Annotated in this window: 20 protein-coding genes and 1 pseudogene; 7 read left to right on the forward strand and 14 right to left on the reverse strand. The window is 40.6% G+C overall.

Going from position 1 to position 18,374, the window contains the following annotated elements:
* Positions 1 to 58 precede the first annotated feature (58 nt).
* Positions 59 to 621, forward strand: a pseudogene (locus tag NYR63_RS10685) (DNA-3-methyladenine glycosylase I).
* Between the two features lie 52 nt (positions 622 to 673).
* Here the strand turns inward: NYR63_RS10685 and NYR63_RS10690 are convergent.
* From NYR63_RS10690 to hemH, 4 genes are all read right to left on the reverse strand, one after another.
* Positions 674 to 1,801: a M20/M25/M40 family metallo-hydrolase gene (locus tag NYR63_RS10690; RefSeq protein WP_279457488.1), complete on the reverse strand. Its 1,128-nt coding sequence runs from the start codon at positions 1,799 to 1,801 to the stop codon at positions 674 to 676.
* 12 nt (positions 1,802 to 1,813) lie between these two features.
* A complete protein-coding gene (locus tag NYR63_RS10695) occupies positions 1,814 to 2,278 on the reverse strand; it encodes a YjiG family protein (RefSeq protein WP_279457490.1) in 465 nt (154 codons plus the stop codon).
* Positions 2,275 to 2,913 (reverse strand): nucleoside recognition domain-containing protein, encoded by a 639-nt coding sequence (locus NYR63_RS10700; RefSeq protein ID WP_279457491.1) that lies wholly within the window; start codon positions 2,911 to 2,913, stop codon positions 2,275 to 2,277. Before NYR63_RS10700 ends, NYR63_RS10695 begins: the two co-directional genes overlap by 4 nt.
* Before the next feature lie 176 nt (positions 2,914 to 3,089).
* Complete coding sequence (gene hemH / locus NYR63_RS10705) at positions 3,090 to 4,049, reverse strand: ferrochelatase (protein ID WP_279457492.1); 960 nt, start codon at positions 4,047 to 4,049, stop codon at positions 3,090 to 3,092.
* 274 nt (positions 4,050 to 4,323) lie between these two features.
* Here hemH and rpmH point away from each other — a divergent pair, with 274 nt between their 5' ends.
* From rpmH to yidD, 3 genes are read left to right on the forward strand one after another with little or no spacing between them, the layout of a single operon-like run.
* Positions 4,324 to 4,458 carry a 50S ribosomal protein L34 gene (rpmH, locus tag NYR63_RS10710; RefSeq protein WP_005599701.1) on the forward strand — a complete coding sequence of 45 codons (135 nt, stop codon included), beginning with the start codon at positions 4,324 to 4,326 and terminating at the stop codon, positions 4,456 to 4,458.
* 32 nt (positions 4,459 to 4,490) lie between these two features.
* Positions 4,491 to 4,856 carry a ribonuclease P protein component gene (gene rnpA, locus NYR63_RS10715; protein ID WP_279457493.1) on the forward strand — a complete coding sequence of 122 codons (366 nt, stop codon included), beginning with the start codon at positions 4,491 to 4,493 and terminating at the stop codon, positions 4,854 to 4,856.
* Positions 4,814 to 5,122, forward strand: coding sequence for a membrane protein insertion efficiency factor YidD (gene yidD, locus NYR63_RS10720; protein ID WP_279457494.1), 309 nt, complete (start codon positions 4,814 to 4,816; stop codon positions 5,120 to 5,122). Before rnpA ends, yidD begins: the two co-directional genes overlap by 43 nt.
* Positions 5,123 to 5,173: 51 nt before the next feature.
* Here the strand turns inward: yidD and glnA are convergent, their stop codons facing one another.
* From glnA to NYR63_RS10750, 6 genes are all read right to left on the reverse strand, one after another.
* Positions 5,174 to 6,589, reverse strand: coding sequence for a type I glutamate--ammonia ligase (gene glnA / locus NYR63_RS10725; RefSeq protein WP_279457495.1), 1,416 nt, complete (start codon positions 6,587 to 6,589; stop codon positions 5,174 to 5,176).
* Positions 6,590 to 6,946: 357 nt separating this feature from the next.
* On the reverse strand, positions 6,947 to 7,774 hold the full coding sequence (gene cpdA, locus NYR63_RS10730; protein ID WP_279457496.1) for a 3',5'-cyclic-AMP phosphodiesterase: 828 nt from the start codon (positions 7,772 to 7,774) through the stop codon (positions 6,947 to 6,949).
* A 207-nt stretch (positions 7,775 to 7,981) separates the two neighbouring features.
* Positions 7,982 to 8,605 (reverse strand): ADP-ribose diphosphatase, encoded by a 624-nt coding sequence (gene nudF / locus NYR63_RS10735; protein WP_279457497.1) that lies wholly within the window; start codon positions 8,603 to 8,605, stop codon positions 7,982 to 7,984.
* A 9-nt stretch (positions 8,606 to 8,614) separates the two neighbouring features.
* Positions 8,615 to 9,034, reverse strand: a complete 420-nt coding sequence (gene psiE, locus NYR63_RS10740; protein WP_005609403.1) for a phosphate-starvation-inducible protein PsiE — start codon at positions 9,032 to 9,034, stop codon at positions 8,615 to 8,617.
* A complete protein-coding gene (locus NYR63_RS10745; RefSeq protein ID WP_279457498.1) occupies positions 9,027 to 9,755 on the reverse strand; it encodes a 4'-phosphopantetheinyl transferase family protein in 729 nt (242 codons plus the stop codon). The genes psiE and NYR63_RS10745 overlap by 8 nt, the downstream gene beginning before the upstream one ends.
* A 59-nt stretch (positions 9,756 to 9,814) precedes the next feature.
* Positions 9,815 to 10,243, reverse strand: coding sequence for an EamA family transporter (locus NYR63_RS10750; RefSeq protein ID WP_279457499.1), 429 nt, complete (start codon positions 10,241 to 10,243; stop codon positions 9,815 to 9,817).
* 177 nt (positions 10,244 to 10,420) lie between these two features.
* Here NYR63_RS10750 and nhaA point away from each other — a divergent pair, with 177 nt between their 5' ends.
* Together nhaA and NYR63_RS10760 are read left to right on the forward strand one after the other, a co-directional pair.
* A complete protein-coding gene (nhaA, locus tag NYR63_RS10755; protein ID WP_279457500.1) occupies positions 10,421 to 11,605 on the forward strand; it encodes a Na+/H+ antiporter NhaA in 1,185 nt (394 codons plus the stop codon).
* A 140-nt stretch (positions 11,606 to 11,745) separates the two neighbouring features.
* A complete protein-coding gene (locus tag NYR63_RS10760) occupies positions 11,746 to 12,240 on the forward strand; it encodes a ricin-type beta-trefoil lectin domain protein (RefSeq protein ID WP_279457501.1) in 495 nt (164 codons plus the stop codon).
* Positions 12,241 to 12,278: 38 nt separating this feature from the next.
* Here NYR63_RS10760 and dtd read toward each other — a convergent pair whose 3' ends face one another.
* The 3 genes from dtd to proA are packed head-to-tail and all read right to left on the reverse strand — an operon-like array spanning position 12,279 to position 14,796.
* On the reverse strand, positions 12,279 to 12,713 hold the full coding sequence (gene dtd / locus NYR63_RS10765) for a D-aminoacyl-tRNA deacylase (protein ID WP_279457502.1): 435 nt from the start codon (positions 12,711 to 12,713) through the stop codon (positions 12,279 to 12,281).
* Positions 12,710 to 13,540, reverse strand: coding sequence for a virulence factor BrkB family protein (locus NYR63_RS10770; protein WP_279457503.1), 831 nt, complete (start codon positions 13,538 to 13,540; stop codon positions 12,710 to 12,712). Before NYR63_RS10770 ends, dtd begins: the two co-directional genes overlap by 4 nt.
* Before the next feature lie 17 nt (positions 13,541 to 13,557).
* Positions 13,558 to 14,796 carry a glutamate-5-semialdehyde dehydrogenase gene (gene proA / locus NYR63_RS10775; protein ID WP_279457504.1) on the reverse strand — a complete coding sequence of 413 codons (1,239 nt, stop codon included), beginning with the start codon at positions 14,794 to 14,796 and terminating at the stop codon, positions 13,558 to 13,560.
* 211 nt (positions 14,797 to 15,007) lie between these two features.
* On the opposite strand from proA, the gene NYR63_RS10780 reads away from it, so the two are divergent.
* On the forward strand, positions 15,008 to 17,302 hold the full coding sequence (locus tag NYR63_RS10780) for a TonB-dependent hemoglobin/transferrin/lactoferrin family receptor (RefSeq protein WP_279457505.1): 2,295 nt from the start codon (positions 15,008 to 15,010) through the stop codon (positions 17,300 to 17,302).
* Positions 17,303 to 17,470: 168 nt separating this feature from the next.
* Here NYR63_RS10780 and NYR63_RS10785 read toward each other — a convergent pair whose 3' ends face one another.
* Positions 17,471 to 18,325, reverse strand: coding sequence for a transferrin-binding protein-like solute binding protein (locus NYR63_RS10785; protein WP_279458557.1), 855 nt, complete (start codon positions 18,323 to 18,325; stop codon positions 17,471 to 17,473).
* Positions 18,326 to 18,374 lie beyond the last annotated feature (49 nt).

Consider the following 18,374-nt stretch of genomic DNA (forward strand, 5'->3'; position numbering starts at 1 on the left):
AATATGACCGCTTGTACAACAAGCGGTCTTTTTTCATCAATTTTTGGAGAATATGGCTATGCTACAACGTTGTGGTTGGACGGGAGATAGTGAGATTTATATCAATTATCACGATCAAGAATGGGGAAAGCCGGAATTTGATAGTCGCAAATTATTTGAAAAAATTTGTTTAGAAGGGCAGCAAGCGGGGCTTTCTTGGATTACGGTTTTGAAAAAAGAGAGGCTTATCGCCAGGCATTTTACCAGTTTGATCCGGAACGTATCGCAAAAATGACGGCATCAGATATTGACCGACTAATGCAAAATGCCGGCTTGATTCGTCATCGAGCCAAATTGGAAGCGATTGTGAAAAATGCTAAGGCGTATCTTGCTATGCAAGCCAATGGAGAAGATTTCAGCCGATTTATTTGGGCGTTTGTCGGCGGTAAACCACAAATTAACGATGTGCCTGATTTATCCTCCGTTCCGGCAAAAACACAAGTTTCAGCCGCAATGTCAAAGGCATTAAAAAAGAAAGGTTTTGTGTTTGTCGGCGAAACCACTTGTTACGCTTTTATGCAATCAATGGGATTAGTCGATGACCATCTGAATGATTGTTATTGCAAGAGTAAGAAGCAATAAGAAAAGTATCAGCCTACAAAAATAGGAATTTGTAGGCTGATTTTTTTATGAACTAATGATGATTAAATAAATGTTTAATTGCAGCAACCACTAGATTATATTTAGGCACAATTGAATTGACCTCTAAATATTCGGTTTTCGCATGCATATTACCACCGGTCGGTCCTAACCCGTCAATGGTTAAGCAACCGGATGATGCGGCGATATTGCCGTCACTTAAACCGCCGGCATCGACCCATTTGATTGGATGTTGCAGCTGTTTACCTACTTCGTCAAAGATCTGTTTCACTTTCGGCAAGTTTACTTCATCAATCATAGGGGCTTCGCTGTTCACTAATATTTTAGTTGCGGTTACTCCGGCAACAAAAGGATTGTCCAGTACTCGTTTTAAATGTTGTTCGAAATATTCGACGGAAGACAGTAACCGATAACGCATTTCAATGGTTAAGGAGGCAAAATCCGCAATCACATTATGCGCACTGCCGCCGTTATTGATGACGCAGTTAAAGGTATGGCCGACTTCAAAGTCGTTTAATTTTGAAAATTCTACAATAAAATTAGCCGCTTCAACTAATGCGGAACGACCTCTTTCCGGATTGTTACCGGCGTGTGCGGCAACGCCATGGAAATCAATTTTATAAGTAATAACCCCTTTTCTGGTCGCCACCATTGAACCGTCTTCTCGTGCTGGTTCCATCACAAAACAATATTTGGCTTTACTCGCATATTCACGAATACTGTCTTTGGCATAGAGAGAACCGATTTCTTCATGCGAATTTAGGTAAACCGCAATGTTATATTTAGTTAAATCAAGCTCTTGTAAAACGTAAAAACTCAGCAATGCGCCGGATTTATCATCGATAACGCCTAGTGCGTTAATTCTTTCTCCGTCATTGGTAAACGGCACATCGTTTGCTGTGCCGACCGGAAAAACCGTATCCATATGAGCGATAAACAAAATATCGAATTGTTCCGCATCGGGATGATTGCTAATAAGTAAACAATCGGCAACTTTATCGCTATTCATTGGGATTTTTTTATGGGAAAGTCCAAGTTTTTCGGCTTTTTGAATAAACCAGTCGGCAACTTGATTTACACCGCTAATATGAGATGCGGGGCTTTCAATATCCGTAATCGTTTTTAACTCATGAAGAAAATCATTTAATTGACTGCTTTGCATATTTACTCCTGATTAGACGATAAAGCGCATTACTAACATAGCAAGATAAGCATTGATAATGCAGATACCGAATAAAACGAGATAGTGTTTACCGGGAACACCTAATACGCCTAAAACACGTCCCATATATTGAACGGTTGATCCGACCAACGCCATACCCGGTAATAAGATTGCGATATGTTGTGCATTTAACGTACCTTCTTGTACTAAGGCGACTAACACACCGGCAGCACCACCCCAACTGAGGAATGCTGCTAAAAATACCGCAATTGATTCACCGGGTAATCCGAGCGGAGCCATAATAAATCCGATATATTCACCAAGCAGTTTTAATAATCCCGATGCGTTGAGTACATAAATAATGACAAATGCCATTAATACGTTCGGAATGGTACTGGTTATCGCAATATTCCATCCTTTTCTTGCCCCTTCGATAAATACGTCGGTGACTAATTTGTTGTCGTTGGTATTACTCATACACCCACCTCATCATCTTTAACGAATTTTTTTACATACAGACGCATTAGATTCGCCCCGAATATTTTAAACAGGAAAATAATGCCTAAGCACATTGCAATGGAAAGCGGTGCGACACTACCGGCTTTATCGGTAATTAATAGAAGCGGAGCGAAAGACGAGAGGAAATTGGTTAAGAACGCACCGGCACTAAATTGGAAAGCTGCAAAAATCAGTAGCTCTTTATGGCTGATTTGGTTTTCATTACGTAAGAGGCGAGTGGTAGAACTGCCGGCATCGGTACTTTGCGTACTGGCAATTAAAGAAATGGAACAAACACCGGGAATACCCATCAGCGGTTTTAAAATCGGACTTAGCCATTTGGATGCGGCTAACAATGCACCGAAATGTTCAAAAATTGCAACAAAACCAAGAGCTAACATTACGCTGGGCACTAAGGTTAAAGCGAAAATAAAACCGCCTTTGGCACTTGTTCCGCCCGATGTTTTTAACCATTCAGGGAATTGTCCGGTCAGTTTACTGTAATCAAAGATCCCGCCCCATAAATCTTTGGCAAAACCGCCAAAGAAAATAACGGCGCATAGCAATGAAATTGTCCCAACGATCAATTTCTTCGTACTTACTTCATTACTCATACTATCTCCTTAATCTAGTTATGATAGGCAGAGAAAATATAGTATAGGTAATAAAAGATTACTGTGATTGATTTCACAAAAACGAGATGTCATTGAGGAAAAAGTAAGCGGTCATATTTTCGAGTATTTTTACGCTTTAAAAAGGTAAAAAAATCAAAAAATTAGACCGCTTATTTTTAGATCTTAGCTTCGATCAGCTTAGCTAAGGCAGTGATGTGATCGGCATTCGCATTGAGTGCCGGAATGTAGCGATAAGCCTGTCCGCCTGCATTAAGGAAGTTTTCTTTATTTTCCTCGGCAATTTCTTCCAACGTTTCCAAGCAATCCGCTGAAAAGCCGGCACAAATTACCGCAATTTTTTTCACCCCTTGGCTCGGTAATTTTTCTAATGTTTCATCGGTATAAGGTTGTAGCCACTCTTCATCGCCGAAACGAGATTGATAAGTCACCATCCATTGCTCGTCAGTAAGCGATAATTTATTTGCGACTAATTGTGCGGTTTGTTGGCAATGTTCCGGATAAAAATCGCCCTCGGTTTGGTAACGCTTCGGAATACCGTGGAAAGAGAACAATAATTTTTCATCTTCGGCTAATTGAATCGTATTCGCTAACGCTTGGATATAAAGTGGATCGTTGTGATAGCTATGAATAAAATCAAACGGCACAATTTTACGCTGTTGAGTTAAACCGCGTGCGAAAGCGTCCAATACCGATGCGGTTGTCGTGCTGCTGTATTGCGGATAAAGCGGTAGCACAATGATTTTGCTTACACCGGCTTTAATTAAGCGGTCTGTAGCACTTTCAATACTCGGATTGCCATAGCTCATTCCAAGCTCCACTAAGATATTTTGATTTTGTTGATCAAAATAGCTTTGTAACGCTTGTTGTTGCTGACGAGAGATAGATAATAACGGCGAACCTTGATCCGTCCAGATCTCGCTATAAAGTTTTGCGACTTTCGGGGATCTTTTCGGTAGGATCATATAGTTTAAGATAAATTGCCATTTGAATTTAGGTAAGTCGATCACGCGCGGATCGCTGAGAAATTGTTTTAGATAGCGTTTTACCGCAGGTGCCGTCGGTTCATCCGGTGTACCGAGATTAGCAAGCAGTACACCGATTTTGTTTTTATTCATAAATAAGACTCATTAAATATGGATCGGAATAAATGAATTTTGCGTTAATTTAGGTTTGAAGACAAATAGAATTTTTGTGTTAATTACAGAGATAGGTAATAATCTATATTAAGCGGTCTGTTTTCAGTATAACTTTGCAAATAATCGTGCGGTATTTTGCTTTCGTCCTTGATTTTCGTTTCATTTATCGGTAAAATCGCAACTCTTTTTTATAGTCCTCGTTTGGCAAAGATTTAATTCCAGCCAACATATTTAAATATTTAGGTAGATAGCAATGAAACGTACATTTCAACCTTCTGTATTAAAACGTGCTCGTACTCACGGTTTCCGTGCTCGTATGGCTACTAAAAACGGTCGTCAAGTTTTAGCACGTCGTCGTGCTAAAGGTCGTAAATCTTTATCTGCATAATTTGCAGTTAAAGTAAAAGCCTTATCACTTTAGTGAAAAAGCTAACTTTTTCTCGGGAGCTACGTTTGTTAGCTCCCACTCAATTTAAAGCTGTGTTCGAGCAACCGCTTCGAGCTAGCACCCCCGAACTTACTATTCTCGCTCGTCATAATAATCTCGATATTCCTCGTCTTGGTTTAACCGTTGCTAAAAAACATTTAAAACGTGCTCATGATCGTAATCGTATTAAACGTATTGTGCGTGAAAGTTTTCGTTTAAAGCAGCATGAACTTCCAAGTGCGGATTTCGTATTTGTGGCGAAAGGCGGTATCGGTAAGCTTGATAATGTCACTCTTTTTGCGATGTTGGAGAAGCTATGGGCTCGTCACATCCGTTTGGCGAAAAAGCCGCAAGCGTAAAAGTAACGCCTTCGATTGGGGCTCGTTTACTATTATTGCTCATCTATTTTTACCGTTATTGCATTAGTCCGTTAATCGGACCGCGTTGTCGTTTTTATCCGACTTGTTCAACTTATGCGGTTGAAGCGATTAAATTACACGGAGCAATAAAAGGCGGTTGGCTGGCGGCTAAACGTATTGCACGTTGCCATCCTTGGAATGAGGGCGGGGAAGATCCGGTTCCGCCTTGTTGCGGTCATCATGCAGAAAAGCATAAAGAAAAATAATCGGAAAAATAAAAGGCGACCAAACGGTCGCCTTTTTTGATCTTTTTGCAATTATGCGTAGTACATTTCAAATTCTACTGGGTGTGGCGTCATATTTAAACGCTCAACTTCTTTACGGCGAATATTGATATAAGCCTCTACAAATTCTTTCGTGAATACCCCGCCTTGGGTTAAGAATTCGTAGTCTGAAGCAAGTGAATCTAACGCTTCTTCCAATGAAGTGGCTACTGCAGGAATTTCTTTAAGTTCTTCCGGCGGTAGGTCGTAAAGGTTTTTATCCATTGCATCACCCGGGTGAATTTTATTAATTACCCCGTCTAAACCTGCCATTAATAACGCTGCAAAGCAGAGGTATGGGTTTGCTAACGGATCCGGGAAGCGAGCTTCGACACGAGTCGCTTTCGGGCTGGTTACCGCTGGGATACGGATTGATGCCGAACGGTTACTTGCCGAATAAGCTAATAATACCGGTGCTTCAAAGCCCGGTACTAAACGTTTGTACGAGTTAGTACTTGGGTTGGTAAACGCATTTAATGCTTTAGCGTGTTTAATGATACCGCCGATATAATAAAGTGCCGTTTCAGATAAGCCGGCATATTTATCGCCCATAAATACGTTTTTGCCGTCTTTGCTTAATGACATATTACAGTGCATACCCGAGCCGTTATCGCCTGCAAACGGTTTCGGCATAAAGCAAGCTGTTTTACCGTGTTCTAACGCAACGTTTTGCACGACATATTTATAGATCTGTGTTTCGTCCGCTTTTAACGTTAAGCTGTTAAATTTAGTCGCAATTTCATTTTGACCTGCTGTCGCCACTTCGTGGTGATGCGCTTCAACCACTAAGCCCATTTCTTCTAAAATTAAACACATTTCCGAACGAATGTCATGTGCCGAATCAATAGGTGCAACCGCACAATAGCCGCCTTTTTTGAGCGGACGATAGCCTGTATTACCGTCTTCGTATTTACGATTTGTATTCCAAGCCGCTTCAATATCATCAATTTTGTACGACACATTGTTCATACCAACGTTATAGCGTACATCATCAAATAAGAAGAATTCCGGTTCCGGACCAAACATTACGCTGTCGGCGATACCGGTTGATTTCAGATAGTTTTCCGCACGAATAGCAATTGAGCGCGGGTCGCGGTCGTAAGATTGCATTGTGTTTGGATCGTAGATACTACAGCGGAGAGTAAGAGTAGGGATTCGAGCGAAGGGATCAACAATAGCGGTTTCGGCGATTGGCATTAAAAGCATATCGGCTTTATTGATTGCTTTCCAACCTTCAACAGACGAACCGTCGAACATTTTACCTTCTTCAAATAAGTCTTCTAAATCGTCACCGATTAAACTTACCGGGAGTGAAACACCGTGTTCTTTACCTTTGATATCGGTAAATTTTAACATTACGAATTTGATATCGTTATCTTTGATTAAATCAAATACTCTTTTTACAGACATTGTGGGACTTCCTTCAAGCGGGTTGATTTTCACAGGAATTTGCGAAAAGAGAAAGATACAAGAATTTGAGGAAATTTTAAATAGACAAATATAAGAATTTGCAAAAATTTTCGATTCGAAAGAAAATTGTTTTATAAAAATTGATATTCGAAAGTTAAACGTTTGCGTCGAAACAAAATAACTTATGACAATAAATCGGCAAAATAAATCAAATGATAAGGAAAATTATTCTTATGAACTATCTTAGTACCTGCCAGTCTATATTTAAGTGTTCTCGGACACACTTTAAAAATTTATTCATTACGTTTTAAAATGTGCTAGGTTTTTACCTAGCCATTTTCATTTATCAGGTTAGAATCAGTAACCTTTCGATTTAAAGTCCGGTAAAAATTCGTTGGAATTTAACCGCTTCACTTGTGTTTCGATATGCCCGTCATCGAATAAATTCAATTCTCGCCAACCTTGCGGGAGTAAATCTAAAGTAAAGTCATCGCAATTCGGTTTGAATTGAATACAGGTTGAAGGGGTAGCGAAGATTCGGTAATCCTTCCACATATCATCCACTTCTTGATGAATATGCCCGTGTAAAATCGCTTTGACATTAGGATAATGTTGCAAAACTTCGGCCAGCTGCTCACTGTTATTCAGACAGTGCTGATCAAGCCATGCGGAACGGGTTGATAAAATATTATGATGCAGTACGACCAAGGAATAGCGTTCCGGGTATTCGGCAAGTTTTTTACCCAGCCAAGATAATTGTCCGAATGACAGATGACCGCTCGCCGCTCCGGCTATTTGGCTGTTAAGCAGAATAATTTGCCATTTTTCTCCGGCTAGAATATGTTTGGCGGGAGATATATGCGGATACTTTGCCAAATATAATCCCATATGCGGTTGCAGATCATGATTCCCCTCCAACCAGAAGATCGGCTTTGCTAACGGCTGTACCATTTTGGCAAAACGATGATAAGCTTCCGGATTGTGATCTTGAATCAGATCGCCGGTTGCTAAAACTAAGTCATACTCAAATTCGCTTTTTTGAATTTGATTGAGTACGGCTTGAAAACTGTCGGTTGTATTTACGCCGAGTAATTTTTCATTTTCTGAGGTAAAAAGATGCGGATCGGTGATCTGCAGTAATCGAACGACCGGTTCTTTTTTTCCTAGCGAATAAAAGCTGCTCATTGCTTCCTCCTTGTTTGTTTAGCGACTTTGTATTCCGTTTAGTTGAGCACTTTACTACTTTATTTATAAGTTTATCAGCTACTTAACGTTAAAAATGAGCGTTATGCCTCATTTTTCACAGAAATTTACGTTTTTTTGTCGGATTCATCAAAAAAATTTGCCCTCTTTACGAGGGCAAATGACTTTGTCTTTATCGGTAAGCTAGGCTTACATTTTATATTTTTGATAGTTAAGTTGTAGCCATTGTAAACCGACGACCGCAATCACATTATCGATTTTTCCTTCGCAAACCCACTGGTAGGCTTGTTCACGACTGACGACGTGTACCAAAATATCTTCGCCTTCCTCTTCTAAACCGTGGGTCGCGCCGGATTGAACGGTAGAACTATCGATTAAACCGAGGAATAAATGTAAGCGTTCCAATTGTCCGCCCGGGCTGTCCCAAATACTTAACGCATGCTCGACCTGATTAACGATTAATCCCGCTTCCTCTTGCGCTTCTCGAATAGCGACTTCGGCCGGATCTTCATTACCTTTATCCACCATACCGGCAACCAATTCCAGCAACCAAGGCGAGGCGTCCGATTTCGGATCATAAGCGCCGATGCGGACTTGTTCGACCAAGATAACGCTATCACGTACGGGATCATAAGCGATTAATGCCGCCGCGGCACCTTTGATAAGTAATTCACGTACTATTTCACCGCTCATTTCACCGGAAAATAGCTTATGGCGAAAGTACATTTTTTTTAATTCAAAATGCCCTTTATAAACGGTTTCTTCTTTCAGCAAATGAAGATCTTGTTGTGAAAATTGACGAAGTTTAGCCATATTATTTCCTTAGCTCTTACGTAAGCGGTCTGAATGTACAAGATAGAGGGCAATGATCATCACTAAAATAGATAATGCGAATAATAATGTGTGCATTGCATTTGAGTGATCGACAATGATTAGCCGTACCATAGCGGTAATCCCGATATACAGGAAGTAACGCAACGGAAAGTGATAATTATATTTGAAATACTGTACGATAAGTGCCAAAAATTCAAAATAGAGGAAAAAAATCACAATTTTCTCAACGATCTGAAATTTTTCGCTATGATTTGCGAGTAATTCGTACAGTGAGTAGGCTTCTGAAAAGAGTGAGTAGGATAGTAATAATCCCGCTACTAATAGCGAGAGGTTGAGTGTCCATTGAAAAAATTCGGAAATAAATTTTCCAAAACGGGAATGTTTTTCTTCTAATGTGAGTTTAGGCATTTGGATTCCTTGGATTAACTTGATAAACAAGCGGTTGAAAATCTGAAATTTTTTGCAATTTCCCGTCTTTCCATTCGCTGAGAATGGCAAGCGAGTCGGATAAATTTTGATAGAAATAGCATAAGTAAAACGGCAGCTGATGATAAAAATGTAATGTGCCGCTCGGACAGTGTGCCGAGCGGATAATGCGTTGCTGTGGAAAATGTTGTACTTCGGACAATTTCACAATCCCCACACCTTGCGATTTCAGCACCGCTTCATGTAAGCACCAGCTCAAATAAAACCGATCGGCTAAGTCGGTAAACGGCGTATGATTTTGCTTAAGTAGCCCTTCAATTTCTTCCGTATGGGCGTAGTGGCGTAACAGATCTGCATAACGCCTTACTTTTTGCGGATGCTCAATATCAATCCCCACTTGCAATTTACTTTTATGGTAACAAAAGATGACCGCCACCCATTCGCCGGAATGGCTGATATTGAAATCAATGTTCTCATGCCGAACGAAAGGTCTGCCGCTTTGGGTACGTTGAATATCATCTAATAGATTCATCGGCAGTTGATATTTTTCAAACAATTTTTCCAATAAAAATTGAGCGCAGCGACGGCTTTTCCAACGTTGCAATTGGCGTTCGGAAAGTGCTTTCGGCGGCAAAAAAGGAAGCGGTATCGGCTCATTATGATGAGCGAATACCACTTCGATAATCGGAAATAAGTCTGACATAAATAGTATGTTGTAAGCGGTGTAATTTAATCGGAATTTTGCAAAAAATCGTTGGTATTCTACCGCTTTATCGCAAGGGTTAAAACACCTGCCGCAACCAGTGCAATCCCAATCCAATCTTGCCCGCTAGGTCTTTCGCCTAAAAAGATAACCGCAAACAGCGTAACCAATACGATACTAAATTTATCAATCGGTGCGACTTGCGAAGCGTTTCCCATTTGTAATGCTTTAAAATAAGCTAACCATGAAACACCGGTCGCAATTCCCGAAAGAATTAAAAACGTCCAGTTTTTGCCGGTAAGCGAACCGAGCGATTGCCATTTGTTGCTATAAGTAAGAAAAGCGATAAGCGCGATAATAATAACGATAGTACGTATAAAGGTCGCAAAATCAGAATCAATCCCTTGTAATCCGACCTTAGCAAAGATAGCGGTAAATGCAGCGAATAAAGCTGAAATTAACGCCCAATAAAGCCATTCATTTGACATAATTACTCCCAAATGGTTATAAAAGAAACAAACAGACGGTGAACCGGTCTAAAAACCGTTAAATTATAGCGGATTTTGCTTTTGTATTTGGTTAAAAAAATGTTAAGGTCGAGATTAAGTTTATTGGCTATACGATTGAATGTTTTTCGGTCGTACTTATAGAGGAGATTTTTTTGCATGTTAAAACAAATTCAGAAATTTCTGAAATTAGAAGCGGCGAGTGGGATTTTACTGTTGGTATCGGCACTACTTGCGATGATTTTTGCCAATACTGATTTGAATCAGTTGTATTTTAGTTTTCTACAAACGGAAGTAGCGATTAAATTCGGGGCTTTTAGTATTGATAAACCGTTATTAATGTGGGTCAATGACGGTTTTATGGCAGTCTTTTTTATCTTAGTCGGTATGGAAGTAAAAAGAGAGCTGTTTGAAGGCTCGCTTTCAAGCTACCAAAAGGCGGTTTTTCCTGCCGTCGCTGCGTTAGGCGGAATGATCGTGCCTGCATTGGTTTATTGGTTTATTAACCAAAACAGTCCCGAATATCAGCAAGGTTGGGCGATCCCGATGGCAACCGATATTGCCTTTGCATTAGGGATTGTCGCTTTACTCAGTAAACAAGTTCCACCGGCACTTAAAGTGTTCTTATTAGCATTAGCCATTATTGATGACTTAGGTGCGATTATCGTGATTGCATTATTCTTCTCGCATGAAATGAGTATGCAAGCCTTAACGATTGCAAGTCTCGCAATTATTGTTTTGGTGGCAATGAATCGTTATAAAGTAACCGGTTTAATCAACTATGCCATCATCGGTACGATTCTTTGGGCTTCGGTTTTAAAATCCGGAGTGCACGCAACATTAGCGGGCGTAATTATCGGTTTCTGTATTCCGTTACGCGGTAAAAACGGCGAAGCACCGTTGCATCATTTGGAACACGCGCTTGCGCCGTGGTGTTCGTTTGCGATTTTACCGTTGTTCGCGTTCTCAAATGCCGGCGTATCGCTGGAAGGTATGAGCTTGGATAAGTTAGCTTCTCCGTTACCGTTAGGCGTAGCATTAGGTTTAATTATCGGTAAGCCGGTCGGCGTTTTCTTATTTAGCTATGTATCCGTATTATTAGGTATAGCGAAATTACCGGAAGGTATTAACTTTAAACAAATTTTTGCGATTGCAGTGCTTTGCGGCATCGGATTTACCATGTCAATGTTTATTGCAGGGCTTGCATTTGGTGAGGGAGATGCGAGTGAAGATGTGCTTGCATTGGCTCGTTTAGGTATTTTAATGGGTACTTTCGTTTCGGCGATAATCGGTTATTTCCTATTAAAATTGACAACGAAGTCAAACTTGATGAAAGCGGCGTAAGCGGTCTGATTTTAGTGACTTTTCGCAAGTTAAATGCCTCAACGATTCAGTTGGGGCATTTTCATTTTAACCTTTGGGAACTTTTAGCCGTTACGTCATTCTTATCACTTTAAAAAAGTTAAAATAATAAAGGAGATGTGATGAAAAGAACCCTATTCCCACTAATGCTGGCATTGCCGGCTTGTGTTTATGTTGTTCCGCCTAATACTGATGCGAATAGCTATCCTACTCATCAGCCGAATGTCATTATTATTCCAAATCAACATGATTATCCTCGTTCAACGCATCAAGGATTAATTAGAACCGCATCCGGTCAATGCTTGGATCAAAGCGGTTCGAATTATCGTGGCGTAATCGCTTATCGCTGCCACGGTAAAGCGAATCAGCGTTTTAAATTCGTGAATTCGCAGATTAAGGTGAATGGGCAGTGTTTAGATGTTGGTGGCGAGTACCAAGACGACGGTGCAAAAGTGATTACTTATCGTTGTCATGGCGGTGAAAATCAGCAATGGTTTAGAGACGGGCAACAAATTCGTAGCGCAATGAGCGGTAAATGTTTAGATATTGGTAAACAAGGTAATAAACTGGCGATTTATCAATGTGACGGCAGCCGAGGACAACAATTTTTCTATTAAGTAAAAAGGTGCAATTAATATTGCACCTTTTTTTCGTTTTAAACCTGTAACCAAAAAGTGACCGGCCCATCATTTTGTAAGCTGACTTGCATATCCGCCGCAAATTGTCCGGTTTGAGTATGGATTTTCCGAGCGGCTTGTTGATGGAAGTATTCGTATAACGCATTCGCCTCTTGAGGGGCTGCACCGCGCGAAAAACTTGGGCGTAAACCTTTGTTGGTATCGGCGGCTAAAGTAAATTGTGATACCACTAATAAACTTCCGCCGGCTTGTTGTACGTTTAAGTTCATTTTGCCTTGCTCGTCGGAAAACACTCGATAGTTAAGTACTTTTTCCAGCAATTTATCCGCTTTGGCTTGGTCGTCACCCTGTTCTACACCGAGTAATACCAATAAACCCTGTGTGATTTCACCGACCGTTTGGCCTTCCACTTCCACTTTTGCCCGTTTTACACGTTGGATTAAGCCGATCATAAATTGAGTTTTCCTTTTTTCATTTCATTATATACATTTAGAGTAGAGGTAATTAGTCCGCCGAACAGTACCACTTGCCAGCTCAAATGAATCCATAACAGCATAATCGGTAATACTGCTAATGCGCCGTAAATCGCTTGATAAGACGGAAAGGTACTAATGTACCAAACGAAAGCTTGTTTACCTAAGGTAAAAAATATTGCGGCAACAATCGCACCGAGCATAGCATGTAGAATATTCACTTTAGTATTCGGTACTAGCCAATAAACGGTGGTGAATAATAACCAAATCAACAAAAACGGTGTGTATTGTAATAGCTGCTGGCTAAAGGATAGCAAACCGTTTTCATTAAAAATTGCCATTGAAAAGATATACGAACTAATCGCAATACTACCGCCTGCAAGTAAAGGCGCAATAAATAAAATGACGGCATACAGCAAAAAAGAGATAAAAATTGACCGCTTGCGGTGGTTACGCCACATTTTATTAAGCGTTTCATCAATGCTTTGAATCAGCATTAGAGCGACCACGACCAAACCGATAGTACTGACAATCCCCATTTTTTTTGAGTTTGCTACAAACAGATCAATATATTCTTCCACCATATCGCCGGCATTTGGGGCAAAGTTATCGTAAATCAGCGTTTTCAGTTGCTCGGTTGCTTCCTGAAAGATAGGAAAAGCGGTAAAAATAGAAAATACCACCATAACCAACGGCACAATCGCTAATGTTGTGCTGTAAGTTAAATAACCTGCAGAAACCGGAATATTGTGAATTTTCCAGCGTTTCAGAAGCAGTTTAAGAAAAAGCGGTTGTGACAAAGACATTATTTTCCTTCATTGACTTATTTTCTAACCAAATAATCCCCTTCACAGACCCATTTGTAGGTGGTAAGAGCTTCTAAGCCCATTGGGCCTCGTGCGTGCAGTTTTTGGGTGCTCACTGCAACTTCCGCCCCTAAACCGAATTCACCGCCGTCGGTAAAACGAGTACTTGCGTTGATATAGACCGCCGCCGCATCGACTTGGGCGACAAATTGGCGCGCCAGTTGGTAATCAGAAGTCAGAATTGCTTCCGAATGTTGCGAGCCGTATTCACGAATATGTTCCACCGCTTTGGCTAAGTTCTCGACCACCACCACATTTAAATCTAACGAAAGCCATTCTTGGCGCATTCTCACGTCATCAAGCGGTTCGATTCCCTCGGTTTTTGGCAAATCATCGGTATGTAATGTTACGCCTAACGTTTTCATATAATTTGCAAGTTTCGGCAAAAATTCGACTGCTATCGCTTTTTCAACTAATAATGTTTCAAGCGTGTTACACGTGCTTGGACGTTGTGTTTTGGCATTCGCAATCAATTCTAACGCTTTTTGTTGGTCGGCACTTTTTTCGACAAACATATGACAAACACCGATACCGCCGACAATTACTGGAATAGTAGAGTTCTCTTTACAGAACTGATGCAAACCGGCACCGCCACGAGGGATTACCATATCAATGTAACGATCGAGTTTTAATAATTCTAGTAATAAGGCACGATCCGGATCGGTGACTGCTTGAACCGCCAGTTTCGGTAAACCGGCGGTTTCTAACGCTTGTTGCACCACTTCTACTAACACTGCATTGGTAAATTTAGTTTCTTTGCCGCCACGCAAAATCACCGCATTACCGGTTTTCAAACACAGCGAAGCGACATCAATCGTCACGTTCGGACGTGCTTCATAAATGGTGAGAATCACTCCGAGTGGTACACGCTGACGTTCAATTTTCAGTCCTGAATTTAATACACTGCCGTCAATCACTTGCCCAACCGGGTCGGCGAGCTTCGCCACGTTACGCACATCATTAGCAATGCCTTGCAAACGGCTTTCATTTAATAACAAACGATCAATGATAGCGGTCGAAATTCCCTGATTTTTTGCAAATTCAATATCTTTGGCATTAGCGGCAAGGATTTCAGCCGAGCGTTGTTCCAATTGTTCCGCAATAGTAAGAAGTGCTTGGTTTTTTTGAACGTTTCCGAATTGAGCAAGTTTGACACTGGCGTCTTTAGCTTGTTGAGCGAGGGTAAGCATTGGCATAGTGAAATATCCCTTAATAAGAAAATTAAGCACAGTCTATCATCTATCATAGATATTTGTCTGAATTAGCATGGAAATTTCTACTAAATAATAAAGAAAATAATTCTCATTTATATGGAGTGATCGAGGATTTATGTTTATAATTGTAATGAATGACTAATAATGAAAATAAAAGTCAGCTTATTAAATGATAAACGTTTAAAGGAATCCGATGAAACACTATCAAAGAATCTCAATGACGGCATTGTTTGCGGTATTTGGTGTCGTTATGCAAGCGAATGCGGAAGATATAATAGCCGAGTTAGGAGAAGTTACGGTTACCGCTGAACAGGAACAATCGAAAAAAATCGGTGAAATTAAGAAAAATCGCCGAGCTATTCAAGAAGAACTAATCGCCGATACCAAAGATTTAGTGCGCTATACCACTGACGTAGGGATTGCCGATAGCGGTCGCCATTTGAAAGGTTTTGCGATGCGCGGGGTGGAGGGTAATCGCGTAGGGATTAGTATTGACGGGGTAAACTTGCCGGATTCGGAAGAAAACTCGCTATACGCGCGTTACGGTAACTTTAATACCTCGCGTTTGACGATTGATCCTGAATTAGTAACTGGGATTGATATTGTGCGCGGCTCGGATTCATTTACCACCGGTAGCGGTTCGCTTGGCGGTGGCGTGAATTATCGTACTTTAGATGCGGCGGATATTGTGTTACCCGGTAATAAATTCGGCGTGTTATTAAAAAATAGTTACGCCAGCAAAAATAGTGAGTGGGTACACACTGCCGGTGCTGCCTATAAAGATGAGAAGTTGGATGCGGTCTATTTATATTCCACCCGTTACGGTCATGAGCAAAAAAGTTTAGGTAACGGTAGAGTGGCTTGGAATAACACCAGCGGTGCACCGGATCCGTCATTTCATCGTAACCACAGTAACTTGGTGAAATTCGGCTACTTATTTAACGAAAAACATCGTGTAAGTGCTGCTTACAGTAATCAGCTTGCGAAAGCATTTACCGATGAACGCTCTTATAACTATTTGGACTCTTCTTGGCGTGATACTGATGATGAGGGCGAACGTCATAATGTAAATGTCGCTTACGAGTATTTTCCGACCAGTGGTTATCTGTCTTATTTAAAAACCGAATACGACTATCAAAAAACCGATGTACGTGCGATTAACTATAAAGGGGGCAGCGATGTCCAAAAATTACATATTAAACAGTCGCTAGATGAAATTTACGACCGTAATATGAATAATGAATTTCATCGTATCGGTTTACGTTTAGATTCCATTCCGTTTGAAACAGATTACGGCACACACCAAGTCACGTTACGTACGGCAGTATCACAACGTGATTTTAAAAATGAAAATACCGATACTTATTTATTCTCTAACTCAACATCTACTTCGACTTATGCGATTCAACACCCTATTCGCACTCGTGCATTTTATATTGCCGCACAAGATCAAATTCAGTGGAACGAAATGTTCTACGGTACGGCAGGACTACGTTATGACCAAGAACAACTTGCCCCACAAGAGTTGAATGCAAAATGTTATAACTGCGATACCCGTGGTAAAGCAACGACATTTAAAAATTTAACAGGCTCATTGGGCTTGAATGCGCAAGTGACACCGGTATGGAATCTAGGTTATTACGTTTCAACCGGCTATCGCGTACCGTCCGCTTCGGAGATGTTCTTTTCGTATAAACACCCTTCGGGTAACTGGTTGGCAAATCCGTATTTAAAAGCGGAACGCAGTGTAAATAATTCGATCAGTCTTCGAGGCGAAAACCGACTCGGGCATTTAAATGTGAATTTGTACCACATTCGCTATAAAGATTTCTTGTTCGAACAAGAAACTAACGGTTTAACTCAAATGGAATGTGATGCGCATTGCCAATATTACGGCTATAACTCCATTAATCCGACTATTTTTAACCAAGCTATTAATGTGGATAAAGCTCGAATTTCCGGCTTGGAAGTGACGAGTAAAGTGCATTTAGATCAAGTCACCGCATCTATTCCGAAAGGCTTTAAATTCTTGGGTAGCGTAGGTTATTCGAAAAGTAAATTATACGGCACGGAAGCAAGCTTACTTTCGGTTCAACCGGTAAAAGTGATTTTAGGCTTAAGCTATGAAGATCCGAGTGATATTTGGGGTATCCACTCTCGTTGGACTTATTTAGGAGCAAAACACGCCAAAGATGCCACCATTGTGACTTATGACGACTCTCGAACCAAACGAATTACCAAGCCGTTCCCATATTTAAACGGTTCGGCAACATTATTTGATGTGTACGGTTTTTGGAAAGTACATAAAAATGTAACTTTACGTGCAGGCTTATATAATATTTTCAATCGTAAATATCATACTTGGGATGCATTACGCGGTATCAACCGCTTAGGCACAACCAATACGGTTGATAAAGAGTTACGCGGTTTGGAACGTTTTGTTGCTCCGGGACGTAACTATTCTGCTTCGATAGAAATTCGTTTCTAATTCGATATAAACGTTTTAATCAACTACAGAAAACACGGATTACACGTAATATTACGGTAATCCGTGTTTTTTAGTCATCAGAGTATTCCGTGGTTCAAACTATTAAAAAAAGCGGTTAAATTTACAAAAAATCTTGCAAACCTAACCGCTTTGAGAGGACAAACCTAATTAAAATTCGATTACCTTAGTACCATTAGGTAATTTATTTGAAGCCCCGAAAGCACCGTTTTTTCCTTCTTTCGTATGATTAAACACACCGCCTACATCACGAGCGAGTGAACCGTAGAATGCACCTTTAGTTTCTATACCGTCTTTACTCGTACCGCTAAACGTATTGCCGTGAATATCACCGCCAAAAGTTAATTTAGTTGAATCGCCCGTTAAATCAACTTTAACTTTTTTATTAGTAAAGTCAGCAATCACTTCCGAGTTTAACTGTTTATAATCACTGCCGCTACCATAAACGGCAAAACCGGTATATTTGAAACTACCTTGGTGTGGAATAGGAAAATATTGTTCTCCTTGTACGACAACATTACCTGTTTCCGGTGTTAAGAAGCCCTGCACAAAAGGATGAGCGACATCATCAACAATTGCAACGCCATAGCGTATTGCACTAAAATCGGTTCTTGCCTGTGGCTTGCCTTGTTCACCATAAACATCCGGCATACTGCCTACAAATCCGGTTAATTTTTTTGTCGGTTCATCACGAAGATCCGCCGAGGTTAATACTTTCAATTTCCCTACTGCAACATTTCCCAATGTATCTTTGAGATTGAATAATGCAATTCTTGTACCGTCAATTTCTAATGTTGCTAAATCATCATTTTTTTGAGGATTAGCCGCTTTAAAAGACCCGTCTTTATTTGCAGTTAAAATAACGCCGGACAAAGATGTACTCTCTTTATTGCCGAATGCCGAATTTACCGCAGTAAAGAATTTACTTGATGTAGCATTATTATCATTTTTGCCTTGTGGAGAACCGTTATTTTGCTTTTGCGTATTAGGCGAACCTTGATCCACTTTTGGTATAGAGGTAGAACCGCCACCACCGCCGCTTGAATAGCAGGCG

It is taken from the genome of Actinobacillus genomosp. 1, assembly GCF_029774175.1.
Taxonomy (GTDB): Bacteria; Pseudomonadota; Gammaproteobacteria; order Enterobacterales; family Pasteurellaceae; genus Actinobacillus.